Origin of the sequence: Clostridium estertheticum, from assembly GCF_018861295.1 — a bacterium.
Lineage (GTDB): Bacteria > Bacillota > Clostridia > Clostridiales > Clostridiaceae > Clostridium_AD > Clostridium_AD estertheticum_D.
In genome coordinates, this window is sequence record NZ_JAHLDM010000005.1 from 88,829 (window position 1) to 110,997 (window position 22,169).

20 protein-coding genes are annotated in these 22,169 nt (G+C 30.5%); 17 read left to right on the plus strand and 3 right to left on the minus strand.

All coding sequences use genetic code 11. The features are described 5' to 3' along the window. Nucleotides 1-200 precede the first annotated feature (200 nt). Nucleotides 201-1,832 (plus strand): NAD-dependent malic enzyme, encoded by a 1,632-nt coding sequence (locus KPL54_RS07200; protein ID WP_216105928.1) that lies wholly within the window; start codon nt 201-203, stop codon nt 1,830-1,832. Between the two features lie 117 nt (nt 1,833-1,949). On the opposite strand, the gene KPL54_RS07205 is transcribed toward KPL54_RS07200, so the two are convergent. Together KPL54_RS07205 and KPL54_RS07210 are read right to left on the minus strand one after the other, a co-directional pair. Next, nucleotides 1,950-2,819 carry a LysR family transcriptional regulator gene (locus KPL54_RS07205; RefSeq protein WP_216105929.1) on the minus strand — a complete coding sequence of 290 codons (870 nt, stop codon included), beginning with the start codon at nt 2,817-2,819 and terminating at the stop codon, nt 1,950-1,952. Nucleotides 2,820-3,233: 414 nt separating this feature from the next. Then, nucleotides 3,234-4,364 (minus strand): glycosyltransferase family 4 protein, encoded by a 1,131-nt coding sequence (locus KPL54_RS07210; protein ID WP_216105930.1) that lies wholly within the window; start codon nt 4,362-4,364, stop codon nt 3,234-3,236. Nucleotides 4,365-4,544: 180 nt separating this feature from the next. Here KPL54_RS07210 and KPL54_RS07215 point away from each other — a divergent pair, with 180 nt between their 5' ends. The 4 genes from KPL54_RS07215 to KPL54_RS07230 all read left to right on the plus strand — a co-directional run bounded on the left by KPL54_RS07215 (nt 4,545) and on the right by KPL54_RS07230 (nt 7,726). Continuing rightward, complete coding sequence (locus tag KPL54_RS07215; protein WP_216105931.1) at nt 4,545-5,555, plus strand: CotS family spore coat protein; 1,011 nt, start codon at nt 4,545-4,547, stop codon at nt 5,553-5,555. 4 nt (nt 5,556-5,559) lie between these two features. Then, nucleotides 5,560-5,784: a hypothetical protein gene (locus KPL54_RS07220; protein ID WP_216105932.1), complete on the plus strand. Its 225-nt coding sequence runs from the start codon at nt 5,560-5,562 to the stop codon at nt 5,782-5,784. Nucleotides 5,785-5,873: 89 nt separating this feature from the next. Then, nucleotides 5,874-6,638 (plus strand): hypothetical protein, encoded by a 765-nt coding sequence (locus KPL54_RS07225; protein ID WP_216105933.1) that lies wholly within the window; start codon nt 5,874-5,876, stop codon nt 6,636-6,638. A gap of 32 nt (nt 6,639-6,670) precedes the next feature. Next, nucleotides 6,671-7,726 carry a CotS family spore coat protein gene (locus KPL54_RS07230; RefSeq protein ID WP_216105934.1) on the plus strand — a complete coding sequence of 352 codons (1,056 nt, stop codon included), beginning with the start codon at nt 6,671-6,673 and terminating at the stop codon, nt 7,724-7,726. Between the two features lie 53 nt (nt 7,727-7,779). Here the strand turns inward: KPL54_RS07230 and KPL54_RS07235 are convergent, their stop codons facing one another. Beyond that, nucleotides 7,780-8,913, minus strand: a complete 1,134-nt coding sequence (locus tag KPL54_RS07235) for a glycosyltransferase family 4 protein (protein WP_216105935.1) — start codon at nt 8,911-8,913, stop codon at nt 7,780-7,782. 139 nt (nt 8,914-9,052) lie between these two features. Here KPL54_RS07235 and KPL54_RS07240 point away from each other — a divergent pair, with 139 nt between their 5' ends. From KPL54_RS07240 to KPL54_RS07290, 12 genes are all read left to right on the plus strand, one after another. After that, nucleotides 9,053-10,057, plus strand: coding sequence for a CotS family spore coat protein (locus tag KPL54_RS07240; protein ID WP_216105936.1), 1,005 nt, complete (start codon nt 9,053-9,055; stop codon nt 10,055-10,057). Between the two features lie 119 nt (nt 10,058-10,176). After that, the gene (gene yabG / locus KPL54_RS07245; protein ID WP_216105937.1) at nt 10,177-11,091 is read left to right on the plus strand and encodes a sporulation peptidase YabG; all 915 of its coding nucleotides are present in this window, start codon (nt 10,177-10,179) and stop codon (nt 11,089-11,091) included. Nucleotides 11,092-11,337: 246 nt separating this feature from the next. Continuing rightward, complete coding sequence (locus KPL54_RS07250) at nt 11,338-11,574, plus strand: Veg family protein (protein ID WP_071611048.1); 237 nt, start codon at nt 11,338-11,340, stop codon at nt 11,572-11,574. 282 nt (nt 11,575-11,856) lie between these two features. Continuing rightward, entirely contained in the window at nt 11,857-13,419 is a 1,563-nt protein-coding gene (locus tag KPL54_RS07255; RefSeq protein WP_216105938.1) for a DUF3794 and LysM peptidoglycan-binding domain-containing protein, read from the plus strand. Nucleotides 13,420-13,695: 276 nt separating this feature from the next. Then, nucleotides 13,696-14,538: a 4-(cytidine 5'-diphospho)-2-C-methyl-D-erythritol kinase gene (gene ispE / locus KPL54_RS07260; protein WP_216105939.1), complete on the plus strand. Its 843-nt coding sequence runs from the start codon at nt 13,696-13,698 to the stop codon at nt 14,536-14,538. 206 nt (nt 14,539-14,744) lie between these two features. Continuing rightward, nucleotides 14,745-14,936, plus strand: coding sequence for a CLC_0170 family protein (locus KPL54_RS07265; RefSeq protein ID WP_216105940.1), 192 nt, complete (start codon nt 14,745-14,747; stop codon nt 14,934-14,936). A 47-nt stretch (nt 14,937-14,983) separates the two neighbouring features. Beyond that, nucleotides 14,984-16,444, plus strand: coding sequence for a spore germination protein (locus KPL54_RS07270; RefSeq protein WP_216105941.1), 1,461 nt, complete (start codon nt 14,984-14,986; stop codon nt 16,442-16,444). A 37-nt stretch (nt 16,445-16,481) separates the two neighbouring features. Continuing rightward, on the plus strand, nt 16,482-17,597 hold the full coding sequence (locus tag KPL54_RS26005; protein WP_253203379.1) for a GerAB/ArcD/ProY family transporter: 1,116 nt from the start codon (nt 16,482-16,484) through the stop codon (nt 17,595-17,597). Then, the gene (locus KPL54_RS26010; protein WP_253203380.1) at nt 17,587-18,762 is read left to right on the plus strand and encodes a Ger(x)C family spore germination protein; all 1,176 of its coding nucleotides are present in this window, start codon (nt 17,587-17,589) and stop codon (nt 18,760-18,762) included. The genes KPL54_RS26005 and KPL54_RS26010 overlap by 11 nt, the downstream gene beginning before the upstream one ends. A gap of 63 nt (nt 18,763-18,825) precedes the next feature. Next, nucleotides 18,826-19,455, plus strand: coding sequence for a stage II sporulation protein R (gene spoIIR, locus KPL54_RS07280; protein ID WP_216105942.1), 630 nt, complete (start codon nt 18,826-18,828; stop codon nt 19,453-19,455). A gap of 82 nt (nt 19,456-19,537) precedes the next feature. Continuing rightward, on the plus strand, nt 19,538-20,908 hold the full coding sequence (gene ypeB, locus KPL54_RS07285) for a germination protein YpeB (RefSeq protein WP_216105943.1): 1,371 nt from the start codon (nt 19,538-19,540) through the stop codon (nt 20,906-20,908). Between the two features lie 223 nt (nt 20,909-21,131). Further along, nucleotides 21,132-22,163, plus strand: coding sequence for a D-alanine--D-alanine ligase family protein (locus KPL54_RS07290; RefSeq protein ID WP_216105944.1), 1,032 nt, complete (start codon nt 21,132-21,134; stop codon nt 22,161-22,163). Nucleotides 22,164-22,169 lie beyond the last annotated feature (6 nt).

Here is a 22,169-nt window from a genome sequence, read left to right on the forward strand (position 1 = left end):
TTACTTACTTAACCGATGGTTATTATAGCCTTCGGTTAAGTGAGTAACTATTTTTTTTGTTAGGGATAATTTATCATCATATTTGCCATGTTATAAATTTTTTTTATAACGTAATAAATAATCTATATTTGTTATAAAAAAAAATAAAAGTATAATAGAGTTAAATGTAAAAGAAAGAAAATTTAAAGGAGTGGTATTAAATGACAAATTTAAAAGGCCAAGACTTATTAAGAAATCCTTATTTAAACAAAGGAACTGCGTTTACAAAGGAAGAAAGAAAAAGGTATGAACTTACAGGATTATTACCAAACGATGTAAGAACTATTGAGCAGCAAGAACAGATGATTTATCAAAGAACTAAAGATTTTGAAGACAAATTAGAAAAACGTAATTACCTTATGAATTTATATGACACTAACAAAACGCTTTTCAGCTATGTTATAGGTAAACATATTACTGAATTTCTTCCTATAATATATACTCCAACTATAGGTGATGCAGTAATAAACTATTCAAAAATCTATGATACTCCAAAGGAGGCTGTTTTCCTTTCAATAGATCACCCTGAAGATATTAAAAAATCTATTGAAAACTCTTTAAAAGATCTTGATGAAATAAAATTGATTGTTGTTACTGATGGTGAAGGAGTTCTTGGAATAGGGGATTGGGGTGTTCAAGGAGTTGATATATCTATAGGAAAGCTTGCCGTATATACGGTAGCTGCAGGTGTTAATCCTAAAAATGCTCTTCCTATAGTAATAGATTCCGGAACAAACAACGAGGCACTTTTAAATGATCCGCTTTATCTTGGAAATAAACACAAAAGAATCACTGGAGAAAAATACTATGACTTTATTGATAAATTTGTAAAGATTGTTCTTGAGTTATTTCCTGAAGTACTTCTTCATTGGGAAGACCTTGGGCGTGGCAACGCAAGTGCCATTCTTGAAAATTACAGATCAAAGATTTGTACGTTTAATGACGATATACAGGGGACTGGGGTTATGATGGTATCAGCAATGAGTGCTATTGCCGAGGTTACTGGTATACCAATTAAAGATCACAAAATATTAGTTTTTGGTGGTGGTACTGCAGGGATAGGCGTATCAGATCAGATATTACTTGAAAAAATGCAAAGTGGATTATCAGAAGAAAACGCAATAAAGCAATTCTATCTTGTTGATCGCTTTGGTCTTATTACGCAAGATATGGATAATCTTACTGAGGGTCAGAAAAAATATGCAAGAGCCAGAGGTGAATTTAAAAAACCACTTACTAATCTTGCTGAGATAGTAGAGGCTACTAAGCCTACAGTACTTATTGGAACTTCTGGAGTAACCGGTGCATTCACAGAAGAAGCCGTAAGAAAAATGGCAGAGTTAAATGAAAAACCTGCTATTATGCCTATTTCAAATCCTACTAAACTTGCAGAAGCAAAAGCTATAGACTTAATAAAATGGACAGATGGACGTGCATTAGTTGTAACTGGAAGCCCATCTGAACCAATTGAGCATAAGGGGGTAACATACACTATTGGCCAGGCTAACAATGCGTTATTATATCCAGGATTAGGACTTGGTATAATAGTTGCAAAAGCTAAGACTGTATCCGATGGAATGTTATCTGCAGCCGCTCATGGAATAGCATCTCTTCAAGATTTTTCAAAGACGGGAGCTGCAATTTTACCTTCAGTTGAAAAAGTTAGAGAAGCATCAAAACTTGTAGCAATTGCTGTGGTGAAGCAAGCAATTAAAGAAGGGTTAAATCGAATTGAAATTGTAGATGTTAAAAAGGCAGTGGAAGATAGTATTTGGGAACCAATTTACAAATAAAATAGATTAAATCATCTCCTGCGGAGCTGCAATATTAACGACTTCAGAAGGATATTTATACTCCAACTTATAGAAGAGGGAGACTTTCCTTCTAAAATGTCGTTAAAGGGGCTGTTTTTACTTTTCAAGCAGTATCCCCATTATTTCTTTTTCAATAGAAGTCATATAATGTTCTTTTTTTACAGCAATAGATATATAAAAATTTATAGCTGGAACTAGAGAGACTGTTTTTATTGATGCCATATTTTCTACTGCCATATTGATCATTATTCCTATACCAACTCCAGAAGCTATTAGGGATTTTGCTGTTTGTATTTCAGTTGTGTAATAGAAATCTTTCATGTCAATACCATTTTTCAAACAAAGATCTTTTATTACTTTATTATGAATATATGAATCACCTAGGACCGTAAAACGCTCATCTTTAAGTTGATTAAAGTTAATTTCATGTTTACTTAAAAGTGGATGACTATTACTTGTACAAACCATGAATTGATCTGTTTTTAAAATAGTGGTATTAAGGTCATTATCTTTTAAAGGCTCAATGGAACCTATTAATGCAATATCAACTTCACCAGAATCTAGTAATTTTTTCATCGCTGTGGAACCTGTTTCAACAAGTTCAATATGGTTCACAAGACCATTTATATCTAACACCTTCATAAAAGACGGAAAAAAATAAGCACCAATCATCGGTGGAACTCCTAATTTTATTTTTGCTCCACTTATTCTTGATATTTCAAGTTTTGCTGCTTTTATTTCATGTAGAACATTGTATGCTCGTTTCTCAAGGATTTTTCCAGCTTCAGTTAAGGAAAGTTGTGCTTTAGAATGATCTCTAATTATAAGTCTTTCTCCTAGTTCTTTTTCAATTTTATGTAGTGCCATTGTTATTGAAGGCTGGGAAACAAAAAGCATTTCTGCAGTTTTTGTGAAATTTTTATTTTGGCATAAATAATAAAAATATTCTAAATCTCTTATATTCATATATCACAACTCCTTAACAAATCAGCATACACTATTAATTTACAATAAGCAAATAATATTATAAGTTAATAGTGTATGATTTGTATACTTTAACCGATATTACCATATAACTATAGGTTGTATGGTACAATTGGGTTAAACTTGTAGTTATATATGAGGTGAGGAGGTATTCCAATGGAAGATAGAGCGGGAATAGTAGCTATCCTTTTAGGCGCAGTAATAACAGCGTGGACAGTGGGCAAGACCTGGTTTGGTAAAAAAAATAAATAAATTTAGTAAGTATGTTTCTTGAATTATAAAACATATTCAAGATAGTATATTGAATCAAAAGGAAAAAGTCATCTGGAATTCAGGTGACTTTTTTCTGTGATGGAAATATTACAAGTCACTTAGGGGAAATTCATACTTTTTTAACTATGAGGTAGAAGCACCTTTGTAAACACTCTCATAGACTTTAAGGGTACGACCAGCAGTGTTTTGCCATGAAAATTGTTTAGCTCTTAGTAATGCCTTAGCACTAAGTTCAGATCTCAAATTTTCACTACTTAAAAGGTTCCCTATGGCAAGAGAGATACCTTCAATATCATAGGGATTTATTAAAATACCAGTATCGCCTACAACTTCTGGAATGGAGGTAAGATTAGAGGCTATAACAGGAGTTCCACAATTCATTGCTTCAAGTGGGGGAAGTCCAAATCCTTCATAAAAAGATGGATAGATAATGGCATCACAGCTGTTGTAAAAAAGAGGTAAATGTTCTTCAGGTACAAAACCTGCGAAAATAACATGAGACAACATGTTTAGTTCATTTGTAAGTTTCATTAATTTTTGACCAGAGTCTCTATAATCACCTACAATAACTAAATTGTAATTTTCACTTAAATCTTTATATACCTTAGAAAAAGCAGTTATTGCAGAGGCTACATTTTTTCTCTCGCTAAAACCACCGACATAGAGTATAAATGGATTATTTAAATTATATGCTTTTTCTAAAAAATTTTTACAGTGAAGTTTATCCAGGGGTTTATATTTTGCGTCCGCAGCCAATGGAGTTACAAAGATTTTAGATTCATCTATTGGGAAATATTTAAGAATATCTCGTTTTGAAAATTCAGATACCGTTATTATTCCATCAGAGTTACCTATAATTATTGGCATCTCTTTTAAAAATTTCAGTAAATAGCCTCGTCCGACTGTTTCAGGCATAACATATGGAATCAAATCATGTATAGTTACTACTTTCTTGCAAGATATGGCCTGTGAAAAACCTATGCCGTTTTGTGGCATATGATATATATCTATGTTTTCTTTTGAAATATTTTCTGGGAAATAATAATCCTCAAAGAATCTTTGATGTTTTTTTGATGTCATTATTATTTTGCAGTTCTCTTTTTTTATACTTTCAAAATTATTACCTGACCAAAAAACGTGGTAATTATTAACAGAATCTATGTTAATTAAATTTTTAAGTACATTTTCTGTATAAGTCCCAATACCAGTTCCATTATATAAATTGATGCCTCTAGCATCAATTGCAATCTTCATAGGATTCACTCCTTAAAATTATTAAAAAAGCCTTATGTTTAAAAGAATTTATTAAAAATATTATATATATTAATATACTATTTTAACTTAAAAAGTGTGTCATTTGAGCAAATATAATTGTGCACAAATCATTCTAAAGGTTCATATATTGCAATAGAACAATAATTCGGAGGCATTGATTTGGAAATACAAGAGGTAAAGGAGATAGTAAAGAATAATTATTCTCTTAACATTAATAATATAGAAAAAATAAAAAACGTTTATAGGATAGAAACTAGAGATAATGTGTATTGTTTGAAAATAGTTAATTATGAACTTGGACATTTTTTATTTATTATTGGCGCTATAAAACATTTGCAGAATAATGGATTTCAAAGTATACCTGAAATTATTGAGACTAACGATCAAAAGGAGTATATAACACTCCAAAATAAATATGCTTATTTAACACTATGGGTAGATGCAAGAGAATGCGATTACGATAACTTAGCAGAAATAAAATTATGTACATCAAAACTTGCAGAACTTCATAAAAAAAGTCTGAATTTTAAAGTTACACCTGATATGAAACCTAGAATAGCATGGCTTAAGTGGATAGAAACTTTTAAAACTCGCGGAAATGAAATATTAGATTTTAAGAGAAGGATAAGTGAAAAAAAATGTTTTACAGAATTTGATAGTAACTATTTGAAAATTATGCAAGGTGAGCTAGAAAGGGGTAATAAAGCAGTAAATAACCTGTATAAAAGCGAATACGTAAGTAAGATGAAGGAAGAAATTAAACATAGGGGGTTCTGTCATCATGATTACGCGCATCATAATGTGTTACTTGAGAAAAGTGGGGGCGTGAGTGTAATTGATTTTGATTATTGCATCTTAGACACTCATTTGCATGATTTAAGTAGTCTTCTAATAAGGAGAATGAAAAACGGTAAATGGAACCTTGAAAATGCACTTTTCATAATGTATGAGTATGATGAGACATTTCCAATATACAAAAGTGACATAGAGGTAATGGCAGCATTTATGGAATTTCCTCAAGAGTATTGGCAAATAGGAATTCAATATTATTGGGAAAAAAAGAATTGGGGAGAAGAGTTTTTCTTAAAGAAACTTGAAAAGATGAATGAGGACAAAGATGAGAAACAAATTCTTATTGATAAGTTTAGAAAAATAAAATATGGGAGGTAATATTATGGGGAAAAGCAAAAAAGAGATGTGTATGGATGAGCCTGAATTTGACATAAGTGAAGTACAAGAATCAACTGTTGAGGAATATGATATGAAGCTTGATAATATGAAGGATGAAGTTAAAAAACTTAAAAAAATAAGGAGAAGACAAAAAAAACTTAATGAGTTAGAGTTTCAGCATAAGGAAATTTTAAGAAAAATGGATAAAAGTTGTAAAAAAAATAAATAGCGCGACGCTATAGTAAATAGCGCGACGCTATAGTATATAGCACGAGGCTATAGTATAGCAATTAATAGATTGAATTTGAGGTGATGCAAGTGGCAATAAGCATCTATAATGATTTTTCTGACTATATGATGTTTAAGGATATTAAAAAGGCAAATGTTATTGAGTTTAAGTATAAAAATGCAGAGATAGACATACCAGAAGAATTAGTAATAAAGCAGTTCGTTGCTATTTATACAGTACATGAAAAATGTATGGGATTTAATGGTTATCTTAGAAATAGATTAAATAACAACACGGGTAAGACAGTAGAAGAGTATAAAAAATCTATCAAAAAGCTTACGGTAGATATAAATAACATTAAAAAAGATGGACCTCAAAATTCATTTGAAGAAATAATTATTAAATATGGGGAAAAAGTTATTGATAGAGGAGAAGAGTGTATAAGGAAAGTGAAGGATTCAAATTATTTAGAAATTATAACAAGAAGTATGAGGAGATCCGAAATATGCTTAGGGAATACAGATTTTCAAAACCTTAGGAGGAGTGATTTTATTTACGTGGTTGATTTTAATAATTGTAGTTACAACATGGTGGAGATGGATTGTCTCCCTTTACTTAGCAGGTTAAAAAGAAAAGGAGCAAAGCTTAATTTTGGTAAGCTCACTAAAGAATTTTGTTATATCGAAGGACTAGATGCTGATAGTGAAAAATTTTTAATAGCATTAATCTCATATCCTCATGAGTTCATGAAATGTTGTAATAGATATAGATCAGGTAAAAGAGTGTGGCATGAGGATAAGTTTTCACAGAGGCTTAAAAAAGCTTTAGTTCAAGATGGAGATCCTTTATTTTAAATTAGTAAAATGGAAACTAGAGAGGTGACAATATGTTAGACGTTAGATACAAGGATAAGGCGTATTTAAGCAAATATGATCTAGATGTAAATTTATTTAGCAAATTTGATCTTGTGGTTTATGATGTTATTCCAGTAAGAAAGGTTTTTATACTTGATACAAATAAAGGTAATAAAGTTTTAAAAAAGGTAAGCTACAGTATAGAGTTACTTGAATTTATTAATTATGGTATTGAGTACATTAGAAATAATAATTTTGATAGAATTATTCAATTTGAAAAGACGAAATCTGAATTAATATATGTTCCATGGAAAAGTGATATATATTGCATTATGAATCTAGTAGAAGGGAGAGAGTGTGAGTATAGTAATCCAGTTGATGTAAATCTTGCGTCTAGAGCAATAGCTGAGCTTCATAAAGCATCACAAGGCCTTATGCATAAGGAAGAATTTGAAAGGCTACTTGCAAAGAATGAGAAGCGGTACTTAGGTGGTAAGATTATACAGAATTATAAGAATAAATTAGATGAACTTATGTTTTTTAAAAGCATAGCAACCCTAAATGAAAATAAAAATGAATTCGATGATATATTTTTAGAGCATGTACAATATTACGCTGAAAATATAAAAGAAAGTATAGATATTATTAAGGGATCAAATTATTACGAATTATGCGCTGAAAAAGAAAAAATCGTATTTTGTCATCATGATTTGGCTCATCATAATATATTAATTAATAAGGGAGAAGTGTACTTTTTAGATTTTGATTATGCTATTGTAGATTTAAGAGTTCATGACGTTTGTAATTTTATTAATAAAGTAATAAAAAATTTTTGTTATGATAAAGATAAATGTAGCAGTATTTTACAAGAATATACAGGGGTAAACCCATTAGATGATAGGGAACTCAAGGTGCTTTATGGTATGCTTAGTTTTCCTGAGGATTTCTATAGTATATCGAAAGACTATTATACAAGAAAAAAACAATGGAGTGAAGAGGTATTTTTAAATAGATTAAAGAAGAAAGTAGAGTATAAAGAGGATAGAGAAAAGTTTTTAGAAGACTTTAAAAATCATTATAAATGCTAGAAAAACCCCCACTTAGTGATAAAAGCACTATGTGGGGGTTTAACGTAGTGAAATTATATTTTGTTTGTTTCTAGTATGTTTTGATAAGCAATTAGAGTGCTTGCAGCTGTATTATCCCAAGTTAAGGTAGAAGCTCTTTTTAATCCTTTAGTTATAAGGGATTGCCTTAAGAGATCATCATGAAGCACATTGTACATTTTTTCACTTAACTCATTAATGTCATAAGGATTTACAAGAAGTGTTGAATCTTTAACTATTTCAGGTATAGATGTGACATTTGAGGTTATTACAGGTATTCCACAGGCCATTGCTTCAATTGGTGGTAGACCAAAACCTTCATAAAATGAAGGATATACAAAGAGCTCACAAGCATTGTACATGAAGGGTATATGGTTCATAGATATAAAGCCTGGAAAGACTACTTTATCATCAATGTGAAGAGCTTGTGCTCTTTTTTTATATATGTCATAGGATTTACCTTTGCTACCTGCAATGACTAATTTTATGTCTTTTTTTAATCTCGGAAGAAGCATGCTAAATGAATCAAGTAACCCAAGAATATTTTTTCTAGGACTGAACCCTCCAATATATAAAATATAGTCCCCTGTAATAGAATAGTTTTTTTCAACTATAGATTTACTAAAAGTTTTATCATAGGGTTTATAAATATCCTCACTAGCTAAATAGGTAACGTATATTTTTTCCCTCGGAAAGTTAAAAGCTTTAATAATATCTTCTTTTGAATACTCCGACACAGTAATTATTCCATCACACATAGGAATGATGTTTGGTAATTTTTCATTAAAAATTTTAAGATATTGATCACCTACGGTATCTGGCATTTTATATGGAATAATATCATGTAGCGTAATAACAAAGGGGCAATCTTTGCTAACAGGTAAACCAATACCATTTTGAGGGACATGGTATATATCTATAGACTTGTCTAGTAATGGGTTAGAGACATTTACTTCATTCCAGAAGTTATCTTGTTTTTCCTGCTTAATAGGTTTTATATGGAAATTATTTTTAAATGGTATACCTAGATTACAGTCGTTTGGCACAAAAAGCGAATAATCATTGTAATTATCAATTTTATTTAAAGAGTTAATTAGTTGGTAAGAATAAGTTCCTATACCAGTTCCTCTATACCACTTTGCAGCTCTAGCATCAATTCCAATTTTCATTTTAAGACTCCTTAAACAACGATTTAATATATCTATATATTTTATTATATTAAAAGAAAGCATAAATGTTATTAAAATATTCAAGAATTTATTCTAAAATAAAATATTAGTAATATAAATGATATAGGGGGTGAGTAATATGATGAGGGAATTTGAAATTGAAAGACAGTATGGCATTAAAATAGAAAGTATACGTCCTAACAAGGGAGTGTATTTACTAAAGACAGATGATGGAGCTAAGTGTCTAAAAAAAATAAGTTATGGTACACAAAAACTTTTGTTTGTATACGGAGCTAAAGAACATCTTGCAAATAATGGCTTTGACAAGGTGGATAGATATTTTTTGAATACTGAAGGAAATCCTTATGCATTAGTTAATGAAGATATTTACACACTTTCAAAGTGGATAGATGGTCGCGAGTGTGATTTTCGAAATGAAGAGGATTTGGTTTTAGCTGCAAAAAACTTAGCTTTCATGCATATTGCATCAAAGGGGTATGATCCACCAGAAAACAGTAAGTTAAAAACAGATCTTGGAAGATGGCCTAATTTAATGGAAAAAAGAATAAAGTCATTTGATAAAATGCAGGGAATGATTAGAAAAAAGAAGAATTTTAAAACGGATTTTGATATGAACTATATTAGGAGTGTAGAGGATCAAAAGATACTCGGAAAAAGAGCTATGGCGATACTCGAGGACTCAAGGTATTTTGACATATGTAGGCAAACAGAAGAAGAAAAAGGGTTTTGCCATCATGATTATACTTATCATAATATTATTGTTGATAAAAATAATGATGTAAACATAATTGATTTTGATTATTGCAAAAGAGAAGTAAAAGCATATGATTTATCTAATTTTTTAATCAAAATGCTTAAAAAGCAGGATTGGGACATAAAGTATGCTGAAATAGTATTAGAGGCATACAGTAGTGTAAATCCTCTGTCATTAGAAGAGTACAGACTTGTATATGCATTTCTAGTGTTCCCACAACGTTACTGGAGACTTTGCAATAGATACTACTATAATGAAGTTACGTGGATTCAAAACACTTTTAACAAGAAGATGGAGGAGTTAATTTCTGAAAAAGAAAAGTTTATGGTATTTATTGAAGATTATAAAAGAGTATACAATCAGAAATAATATGAAGCACACTATTCATTAAAGTTATGTAGATGAAATATTTACATAACTTTTTCATGCTCACCTATTAGCTATAATTTCATAATATATAATATGAGATTAAATGTGGAGGTGGATTTGTGAAAATAGGAGATATTGTAGTAAGAAAATCTTACGGTGGAGACATTACTTTTAAAATAATGGATGTTGTGATTAGAGATAATAAAGATGTGTTTTTACTTAAGGGAATAAATTTAAGAATAGAAGCGGATTCAACAAGCGACGATTTACAATTAGTGTCAGAAGATGTTATTTATGAAATTGATAGGGTTTTTAATAAAAAAGTAAATGAATCTATTAAAAAAATATTAATTAATAGGGTTAAAGGTACTAGGGGAGATAAATCAGAAGCAATTGATTTTAAAGGAAAAATTAAAGAATTACAATCAAAAAAAGAAAAATACAAAGATTACAAAAACAAAAATATGACTTTCGGAAGACCAGGAAAAATATTGCATGTGGATGGTGACTCTGAATACTTAGAAGTTTGTCTAAAGACTTATAAACAGTTATCTTTGGATGCTGTAGGTAGAGTAATATCTGAAAAAGACCAAGCAAATGAGATAGTAAATCTTGTTAAAGAAGTTAAGCCTGATATAGTAGTGATTACGGGGCATGATGGCATGGTGAAGGGAATAAATGATTATATGAATTTAGATAATTATAGAAATTCAAAATATTTTGTAGAGACGGTTATTGCTCTTAGATCTTATAATAGTAACTATGATGATTTAGTTATCTTTGCAGGTGCATGTCAATCGTGTTATGAGGCAATTTTAGATGCTGGTGCTAATTTCGCTAGTGCCCCAAATCGTGTTCTAATCCATTGTTTAGATCCTGTTTTAGTTTCAGAGAAGATAGCCTATACAAATATAGAAACCGTTGTAGCTATAGAAGACGTTATAGAAAATACTATAACAGGACTTGCAGGTATAGGTGGATTGCAAACTAGAGGTAAGTATAGAGAGGGGTTTCCTAAATCAAAGTATATATAGAGGGATGTAGTAAAGGAATTTATATATAAAATATAATACAATTAACGTTAAACTGGAGTTTTAGGGGGTAATGGTTCATAAAATAGATGAAAATTAATTATATGACTAATAATCCATGAAAATGAATTTTGTTAACACAAAATCAACATTGACAAAATTGTTATAGTAGTGATAAAATGTTATGCCTACTTGACAAAAACAAAAATATAATATATAATATAAAATGTGGAAAGAGGGTGTTTTGCAGTGGAAAAAATTAATGTATTGACCTCAATAAAAGATGAAATTGAAAGTCATGTTGGCGAGAGAGTAACACTTAAAGCTAATGGTGGAAGAAGAAAAATTCTTGTGGATAATGGAGTTATTGAAAAGACATATCCAAATATTTTTGTTATTAGATTAGAAAAAGACACCCACAGGACTGTGACGTATAGTTATTCAGATGTTTTGACAAAGACGGTTCAAATAGTTTTTGCAGGATAAGCGATACTGTATCATAGTATCGTTTTTTATATTTATAAATTAATCTTATGAATTTAGGATTAACAAGGCATATATTAGGTGAAATGCATTTAGTTAGCAATAACAATGTGTTTTACATGATATATGTTTTTTTATTTAAAAAATATGATGAATTATGTTATACGATTATAAAAAATAAATATCATATTTTGATCACTGTTTATATATATATTATATAGTAGGTATTTTAGGAGGGTAGCCATGTGTAAATGTTACCCCAATAGAAATACAAGGAGGTATAATATGGAGATAAATTTAATTAGGGAAAATATTGAATATGAACAATTACTAGGAGAAAACACTGTTGATACAGTGGTCAAAGAGGAATACGTGATACCGGATACTCATCCAGATGTAAAAGAAATTCTTATGTTAGATGTTAAAGTTTCTATAAACTCTAAAGAAATAATTCAAGATAAAGTATTTTTAGAAGGTGAAATTCAATATAATGTGCTTTATATTACAAAAGATCAAGAGCGTAGCGATGTTGAGAATGTCGTATATAATTCTAAATTTTCAAATACAGTAGATATAGTGGGTGCGATGCCTGAAATGCTTTGCGATGCTGAGTGTTTTGTAGAACATATGGAGTGTAGAATAGTTAATGAGAGAAAAATATGCCTAGAGGGTATTTTAAAATCAAAATCTGAAATATATAAAAATTATAATTTCCAAATAGTTAAGGATATTGAAGCAGTTAAGGATATACAATATTTAAAAAATCCTACTAGTATAGATAAGGTAACAAAAAAATTTGAAGGTGAACTTATTGGGAAAGCTAATATAAAAGTTCCAATGGAGAAACCAGAAATTGCTAAAATTATAAAGTGTGATGTTAGTATTCATAAAAAAGAAGTGAAATTATACGAAGGAAAAATTCAACTTAATGCATATGCGCTTATTAATATGATATATAAGGGTAAAGATAGTAGGGAACTAATTTATGTTGAACACGAAGTTATGGTAAATAAGGAATTAGATTTTGAAGAAGTAAAGCCTTATATGGATAATTATACAGATTTTAAGGTAGATGCTATGGAGTATGATGTTAAGGAAGATGACTTAGGAGAAAAAAGAATTATTGATGTAGAATTTATAATAAAAACTAATACACGAGGTATGTATAAAGAAGAAGTGGATATGATTGAAGATGTGTATTCACCAACTACGATGCTAGAGATGGATAAAAAAGATTACGGTCTTAATGTAATGCAAGGACAATTATTAACGGAGACATTAGTTAAGGGTGATATAGAATTAGATAGTAGCAGAAGCACTCCAAGTAAGATAATTATGACTAATGCGACTGTTTGTATAACGGATAAAAAGGTAATAGAGGATAAGGTTATAGTTGACGGTATAATGAATGTAACGGTGTTATATAGAAGTGATGATGAAGAAAAATATTTATCTGCTGTGTCTGAGGAGATTCCTTTCACATGTGGAGCTGATATATTAGGATCTAAGATAAATATGAGCAGCATGTGTAGAGTATCAATGGAGAATATAAATGTAGATATTGAGGCAGGAAATATAGCGGTTAGGGCTGTTGTAAAAGTGTATGTACGTGTAAATTATATGGTACAAAAGAAATTCTTAGTTGATGTTTATCCAATAGAGGGTGAAGCACCTTCGAAAAGAGCTAGTGTTACAATTTATGTAGTTCAAGTTGCGGATACATTGTGGAAAATAGCTAAAAAATATAATACTACAATTCAAGCCATTGCAAGAGTTAATCAAATAGAAGATCCTAATGTTATAAAAGTTTCGCAAAAACTTATAATACCAGGTAGAATAATTATCTAATTAAATAACCTTTGGTGTATTTAAAAATTGATATTTATTTTAGACGGAATTAGCCCCAATGTGTTGTAAATAACACATTGGGGCTTTAATTATGGTATCCTATTTTTAATTATGTGTAGCAATATTAATTAGGTTGTAATATACTAATTTTAATGACAAAATTATATGAGAAAAGAACCATAGTGTAAATCTCCCTCTGAAGTCGTTAATACAGAGACCCAGGAGATGATTTAAGCGGTAGTTTGAGAAACTGTTAATAAGAGTTGGAGGAAAATCATGTTAGTAAAAGCTTATGGAAAAATAAACATATCTTTAGATGTAGTAGGTAAAAGAGAAGATGGGTATCATCTACTAAAAATGATTATGCAAAATGTAGATTTATATGATTCTTTGTCCTTTCAAAAATGTAATAAGGGTATTAATATAAGCTGTAATAAACCTTACATACCTACAGATGAGAAAAATTTAGTATATAAAGCTGCACAACTTTTTATGGATACTTATGATATTCATGAAGGCATAAACATATATCTTAAAAAAAATATCCCGGTTGCCGCAGGTATGGCGGGTGGTAGTGCAGATGCAGCAGCTGTTTTAAAGGCGCTTCCGCAGATTTTTAAAATAGATGTGGATGTTAATGAACTTATGAAGCTCGGTGTAAAAATAGGGGCAGATGTTCCCTATTGCATAATGGGAGGAACTGCATTGTGTGAAGGGATAGGAGAGATTATTACGCCCCTTAAGCCTTTTAAAAATCAAATTTTAGTACTGGTAAAACCTAGTTTCGGAGTATCAACAAAGGAAGTTTTTAAAAATTTAGATATTGCCAAAATTTTTAAGCATCCAGATACTGATGCAATAATTAAGGCTATGGAACAAGAAAAGGTAGAGGCTGTATGTAACGGTATGAAAAACTTGCTTGAAAATGTTACTTTAAGAAAATATCCCGTGCTTAAAAGGATAAAAGAAGATATGATTAAAATGGGTGCAATGGGTTCTATGATGAGTGGAAGCGGACCTACGATATTTGCTTTCTTCGATGATATGTTAAAAGCCCAAAGATGTTATGATAAATTTAAAATTCAATATAAAGAAATATATTTAACAAGAACAATTTAGATATAATTTTTTAGGAGAATATAAGAACGTGTAAAAATCATTTGTGATTTTTGCACGTTTTTTATATTTATTACCATGTATATAAGTGAATATTTTTCGCAAGTGTCGTAAAAACTAGCTGTATAAAATAAAAATAAAAATATTCAAGTATAGGTTTTTCATAACTTGAATTAATTTGTTAATTATACTAAAACAAGGAGTGGCAAATGAGAATATTAGGTTTGTTTGATATATATTTTTTAGCAATGATGTTGATTGAAGGCGCAGTTGTACTTAGTGTAGATGTTAGATTTTTTAAGGAGTCTGGTAGTGTGATTCTTAGTAGAAAAGCGCACACCATAGGCTGGATTTCAATAATTATAGCTATCATTCTATTTATACTAAGGTGGATATTTTGATAGGCGCGAATATTTAAACAATACATATATGTAAGGAAGTGAAGCTTATGAAGGAAAAAATAAACGATAAAATTGAATTAAAAGCAGAAAAAAACATTAAATACCTAAAAGAGCTTTTACAAGATAACTCGGATATGATTTTTAGAACCTTTAATGTAGGAAAGTGGGAGGCATCATTAGTCTATATAGATGGAATGGCAGATAAACTGCTACTTGATCATTATGTGTTAGAGCCACTAATGCTTGCCGCAAATGGAATAGAGAATGTAGAACAAATAAAAGACAATGTGCTTGTAGTCACTGATATGCGAGAAGTGAAAAAAATGAGTGAAGGAGTTAATGCTGCACTTTCTGGTGACACATTAATGTTTATAGATGGGTTAGACTGCGCCTACGTTATTGCTTCGCGTTCTTGGCCTGCTAGAGGGGTAGGCGATCCATCTGGTGAAACCGTAATTCGTGGAGCTAGGGAAGGGTTTACAGAAACTATAAGATTTAATACCGCGTTAATTAGAAGACGGATTAGAGATACTAGGCTACGAATTAAACGTAAAACCTTAGGAACTAGATCTAAAACAGATGTGGTTATTATGTATATTGATGATATAGCAAATAAAGGAGTACTTGATGAGCTTGAGCACCGAATAGATAAAATAAACATTGATGCAGTTTTTGATAGTGCATACATTGAGCAGTTAATAGAGGATAATAAATATTCTCCTTTTCCTCAAATACAAAGTACAGAGAGGCCGGATGTAGTCGCTGCAGCTTTATATGAGGGAAGAGTAGCACTTCTTGTGGACAATTCTCCGTTTGCAATTATTGTTCCAGCTACATTACCTAATTTATTTCAATCACCTGATGATTATTATCAGAGATGGATGCATGGTTCTATGGTTAGATTTATAAGGATGATTTCTATTTTTATTTCTCTTACTGCACCAGCACTTTATGTAGCAATCACATCCTATCATGCAGATATTATACCTACTAAATTAGCCTACGCTATAGCAGCATCAAGGGAAGGTGTTCCATTCCCAGCATTTATAGAGGCTATAATCATGGAAATATTTTTTGCGCTACTTATGGAGGCTGTGGTTAGGTTACCAAGGCCCATTGGAGCGACTATTGGTATAGTTGGAGGACTTGTTATAGGACAGTCGGCAGTAAGTGCAGGAATAGTTAGTCCAATAATGATAATTATCGTGGCAATCACTGCAATTACTACATTTGTAACCCCGAGCTTTGAGGTCTCTATGGCTTTTAGATTTGTTAGATTTTTCCTTATTATAGCTTCGGCAATTATAGGTTTCTATGGGATAATGATTGGGCTTATTGTGCTTCTCATTCATCTAGTCAGAATGAAAAGCTTTGGAGTACCTTATTTAGCTCCAGCAGTTAATACCAATATTAAAGATTTGAAAGATATGTATATTAGAGAGCCAATATCTGAACTAAAAGAGAGGCCTAAATATATGGAAACGGGAGATAAAATAAGACAGAAATAGATTGAATCGCTTTTTATTTGGAGGTGAACATTATATTATGGCAGATAGAGAAAAAGTTGAAGATTTTGGACTATTTACAACCATTGTGGTAGCGATAGTTGGGGTAGGAATTTTTTCTGCTCCAAGGGAAGTCATAAATAAAGTAGGCAGTGATGCGTGGATAGTTACTATAATTTGTGGCATAGTAATTTCTTTATTATTGTATCTTATATACAAGGTAATGAAGAAAAATAACTTTGAGGATCTCACAAGTATATTACAAAATAATTTTGGTAAGTTCTTCGGAGGGATGGTTGCTATTACTTTTTCAATTTATAGCATATTCATTGTGTCCCTTGGGATGAGAGAATTTGTCGAAGTAATTAAACTATATTTATTAAGGCGAACTCCTACAGAATTTATTTTAATGATCACTATTTTGACCGCGACATATTTAGTAAGAGGCGAAATAGGTGATTTAATTAAGTTTAATGAAATATCATTCTGGGTTATGTTTATTCCGGCATGTGCAGTTCTAATACTTACTTTAATAAATGCGGACTTCACAAACTTATTACCAGTACTTCACAATAAGCCATCTGAATACTTTAAGGCTTCTAAATATATTCTGTTTTGTTTTGGTGGAATAGAAATAACATACCTTGTTCTTCCATATGTTAAAAATAAAAAAGATTGTTTAGGTGTGTTAAAAAAGAGTGTAACATTTGTAACAATCTTTTATTTGATAATAATGATTTTTGTTTTAGCCGTGTTTTCTAAAGCACAGAGTAAAGTGTTATTATGGCCAACTATTACTATGATAAAGTCATTAGATATACCAGACACGTTTATAGAACACTGGGAAGGGGTAGTTATGGCATTTTGGATATTCTTTTATTTCACAACATTTGTTAATACTTATTTCTTTTCATGTGAAATTGTAAAAAATGTAGTTAAGTTAAAGGATACTAAGTTATCTTCGCTTTTAATTATGCCTATTATTTATGTCATAGCGTTATATCCAAAGAATATAGCTGAAATTTATAATTTGCAATTTAAAACTACTCCCGTTTTATTAACAGCGATATTTCTTTTTGTAGTGTTACCGATCCTCATTTTAATTATAGGTAAAGGTAAAGATCGCGGAAGGGGGGAAAGCAAAGATGAAATTTAAAAAAATTTTACCGATCATCCTAAGTTGTATTTTATTAAGTGGATGCTGGGATAAGGTGGAAATTGATAGGCGAAACTTTATATCCACTATAGCTGTTGATCCTGGAGAAGATATTGGTAAAGAGAAAATGTTAAAGGATATTAAATCTGATGATCCATTTCCTGAGAGGCAAATTAAAAAAATCAATGTAACTTATGGATTTCCAGACATGAGTATGCTAGTAACAGGAAAAAGTGAAGGTGCTTTGGACAAATATATTAATACTGATGCATCTTCCATGGAAGATGCGTATTCTGAAGCTACAGCTAAGAGCAGTAAAGATATATTCATGGGACATACAAAGCTTTTAATATTAAGTAGCAATTTATTGAAACATAAGGATACGGTTAAAGAAATAATAGATTATTTGCAGCGAGACCCTAGCATAAATAGGATGATGCAGGTAGTTGTTTCAGACGGTTTAGCGCAGGATTATGTAAAATTTAAACCTATGACAGAAAATAGTACGCAATATTATATTTCAGGACTTATGGATAACAGCAAGAAAAATTCTAGGATTATGAGCACTACTTTAAATGAATTCCTTATATTATTAAGTGAAAATGGCAATGCGTTATTACCTAGAATAACGATAGATAAGCAAAAAAATGAATTGATGTTAACAGGTGCTGCCATAATTCGAGATTATGAACTAAAAGGATATTTTACGCCACTTGAATTACTAGATATTCAAATGTTAAATGGTAAGTTTAAAGTTGGTAAAAAAGTTATTTATGTAGATGGTCATCCTGTTGATTATGTTATAGATGGATATAGAAGAAAAATGAAAGTCACTCAGGAAGGCAGTAAGTTAACTATTAATGTAAATATCAACCTTGAGGGGCAGATAAATGAATATTATGTAGGGAAAAAAATACTTGATAAAGGAGAGCTGCAAAGGTTACAAAATAATTTTAATAAGTCTATTAGTAAAGAATGTGAAAAAATCATGGAAATTGCTATAAAAGAATTTGGGATAGATCCCTTTGGTACCAGAGAATATATAGAAAAGTTTAAACCGGATTTATGGAGCAAAATAGAGAAAGATTGGAATGAGGAGTATAAAAAAATATCAGTAAAGGTAATTGTTAATACTGAAATTAGAAGAATTGGAGCAGTTCAGTGAATATAATTACATAATATGGTAATAGTATTAATATAGATTTATTATATCCGGGGGGGGATAAACATGAAAAAGTTTATATTAACAAGTTTTGCCGTAATAATTATAATTTTAATAGCTCTAAATTCAACGAGTTTAAGTGGAAAAGCAAGTCAAAGTGATATTGCGAGTAAACTTATAAGATTTCATGTAATAGCTAATAGTGATGATAAAATAGATCAAAATTTAAAATTAAAAGTAAGAGATTCTGTTTTAAAATATATATCACCAAAAATTGTGGATTGCAAAAGTATAAAAGAGTCAAGAAAGATTATAAATAATGAAAATAAAAATATAAAAAAAATTGCGGAAAGGATTATAAAAGAAAATGGTTTTAAATACTCAGTGGCTACAGAGTTATCAGAGGAATATTTTCCGGTTAAAACCTATGGAAATATAACTTTGCCTCAAGGCAAATATGAGGCTTATAGAATAATTATTGGAACGGGCAAAGGACAAAACTGGTGGTGTGTAATGTTTCCTCCACTATGTTTTGTAGATATTACAAAAGGTAACGTGTCTTATGAAAAAACTGAAAAAGAAATGAAAACAGTATTATCCGATGATGAGTATAAAATGGTAGACAATACTGTTAGTAGCAAAAAAATAATTGTTAAATTTAAACTAGGAGAAATTTTCACTAAATTATTTAGCTAAGGATAAATTAAATAGCGAATAGGGTATATAAAAATCAATATGTTTTATATATCACCTTGGTAGAATATCAGGAGGAAAACATATGAAAATGTCAAAGAAAAGGATTTTGTATACAAGTATTGCAACTATGATTGTTGTGTTTTCAACTACGTTTGCTATATTAATGTTTTTGGAAAGATTAGATTATAGAAATTATCTTCAGGCAGAATATAGTAAAAACATGTATGAACTTGTCGACTCTGTACAAAATATAAGAGTAAATCTAGGTAAATCCGCTATTGTTGGTTCCCCTGAACAAAGTATAATAGTGTTCGAAGAGGTTTTTAGATATTCTGCCACTGCAAATGATAAATTACATTCGTTGCCAATTGATCAAGCAGTTGTTGGAGATACTAGTAAGTTTTTAACTCAAGTAGGGGATTTTTGTTATACTTTAGCCCAGGTATCATCAGAAGGAAAGGAACTTACTGATAAGCAGTATGCGGTAATTGATAAATTAGAAATGCAATCATATACACTTCAAGAACAATTAAATGGTGTGCTTTCTGAAATAAATGAAGGTAAAGTTAAATGGGGAGAAATTAGGAAAAAAAGTAGTGGGGTAATTGCAAAAACAGGTGAAAATCTCGTGACTCAAAGATTTACAGGTATACAAAAACAAATAGTCCAATATCCAGCATTAATTTATGATGGGCCTTTTTCTGATAATATCGTCGAAATAAAGCCTAAAGTATTGTCTGAAAAGGAAGTTAGCGAGAAGAAGGCAGTCGAGGTAATAAATAATATGTTTGGCAAAGATAAAATTGAAAAGGTCGAGTATAAGCAACAAGTGGGAAAGACAAATATACCAACATATACATTTTATATATCATTTAAGGGAAGAGATAAAGGTGATGCTAAAACAGTAATAGAAATAAGTAAAAATGGAGGCAAGGTAGTTTATTTGTTGGATAATAGAACTATAGGTAAGGCAACATTAAATATCCAAAAGGCAATAGAAGGCGGAAGTAAGTTTCTTAGCAAAACAGGATATAAAAATATGGAGTCTACATACACTTTAAACTATGGGAATACAGTGGTAGTAGCTTATGTGTATAAGCAAGGCAATGTAGCGATTTATCCAGATCAAGTAAAACTTAAGATTGCTTTAGATGATGGTAGCATTATAGGAATTGAATCTGAAAAATTTTTAGTTTCCCATGTAGAAAGGAGAGAAATGGTTGCTCCGAAAATAACCGAAGCTAAAGCACGAGAAAAGGTTGGTAAAAGGCTAAAAATAAACAAAATTAGTTTAGCGATTATACCTACCGAGACTAATAAAGAAGTTTTATGTTATGAATTCTTGGGATCATATAAGGGAAAAGATTTTATAGTATACATTAATGCTAGTACTGGTTATGAACAAAGAATAATAGAAATAATTGATACACCTAATGGAAAACTAACAATCTAGTAAATATAGAGGGCTAAATAATAGTAAAAATATAATATAGTGATTTTAATAAAGGATATTTGTGCATAAAATGCAGATATATCCTTTATTCTGTTGAATTATTTTTTAATTAGCATTATAATTTTAAATTGTGTTATCATGTACGGTGAAGTTTAAAAATTAAAATACAAAATAACAGGTGCAATGATATAATAGTAATTATGGTTATAAGGAGAGAATGTTTATGAAAAAGAAAGTAGCGATATTATTTGGTGGACAGTCTACAGAACATGAAGTCTCGAGAGCGTCAGCAACATCAGTATTGAAAAACATTGATCAAACAAAATATGACATATACCCTATAGGAATAACTAAGGACGGGTTATGGTTTCAATATACTGGAAAAGTAGAAAATATAGAAAATGGAGAATGGGAAACAGACGAGTATTTTAAAATGCCAGAGGGTCAAAAGGTTTTATTTAATAAAGAAGTAGATGTAGTATTCCCAGTATTACATGGTTCTTTTGGAGAAGATGGAACTATTCAAGGTATGTGTAAATTGTACAATATCCCTTGTGTGGGTCCTGGAGTAATGTCTTCTGCTATTTGCATGGATAAAATATATACAAAATATTTGCTCGAAAAATTTAATGTAAAGCAAGCTGATTATGTGGTAATAAATGCGAGTGAATATGTAAAAGATAAAGATAATCTGATATCGAGGATAGAAAATGAATTAGGATATCCAGTATTTATTAAACCGGCTAATGGGGGGTCTTCCGTAGGTATAACAAAGGCACACGACCAAAAAGAATTAATAGTTGGAGTCATCGATGCCCTAAAATATGATAGAAAAATTTTAGTTGAGCAGGCTATTAATGCAAGGGAAATTGAAGTAGGAGTGCTTGGAAATGATGATCCAAAGGCTGCTATTCCAGGAGAGGTAATCCCAGCAAAAGAGTTTTATGATTATGAGGCTAAATATAAAAACGAGGAATCTAAACTTTTAATACCAGCAGCACTAAATGAAGCAAAACTACAGAGTGTTAAAGATGAAGCTATAAAAATTTATAAAATATTAGATTGTGCTGGAATGGCAAGAGTGGATTTCCTTGTAGATAAAGAAACAGAAGATATTTATTTAAATGAGGTTAATACTATACCGGGGTTTACTAAAATAAGTATGTACCCTAAAATGTGGCAAGCTACAGGTAAAGCTTATGTGGAACTTATTGATGAGCTTATTGAACTAGCTATTGAAAGAAATAATAAATAGTAACTT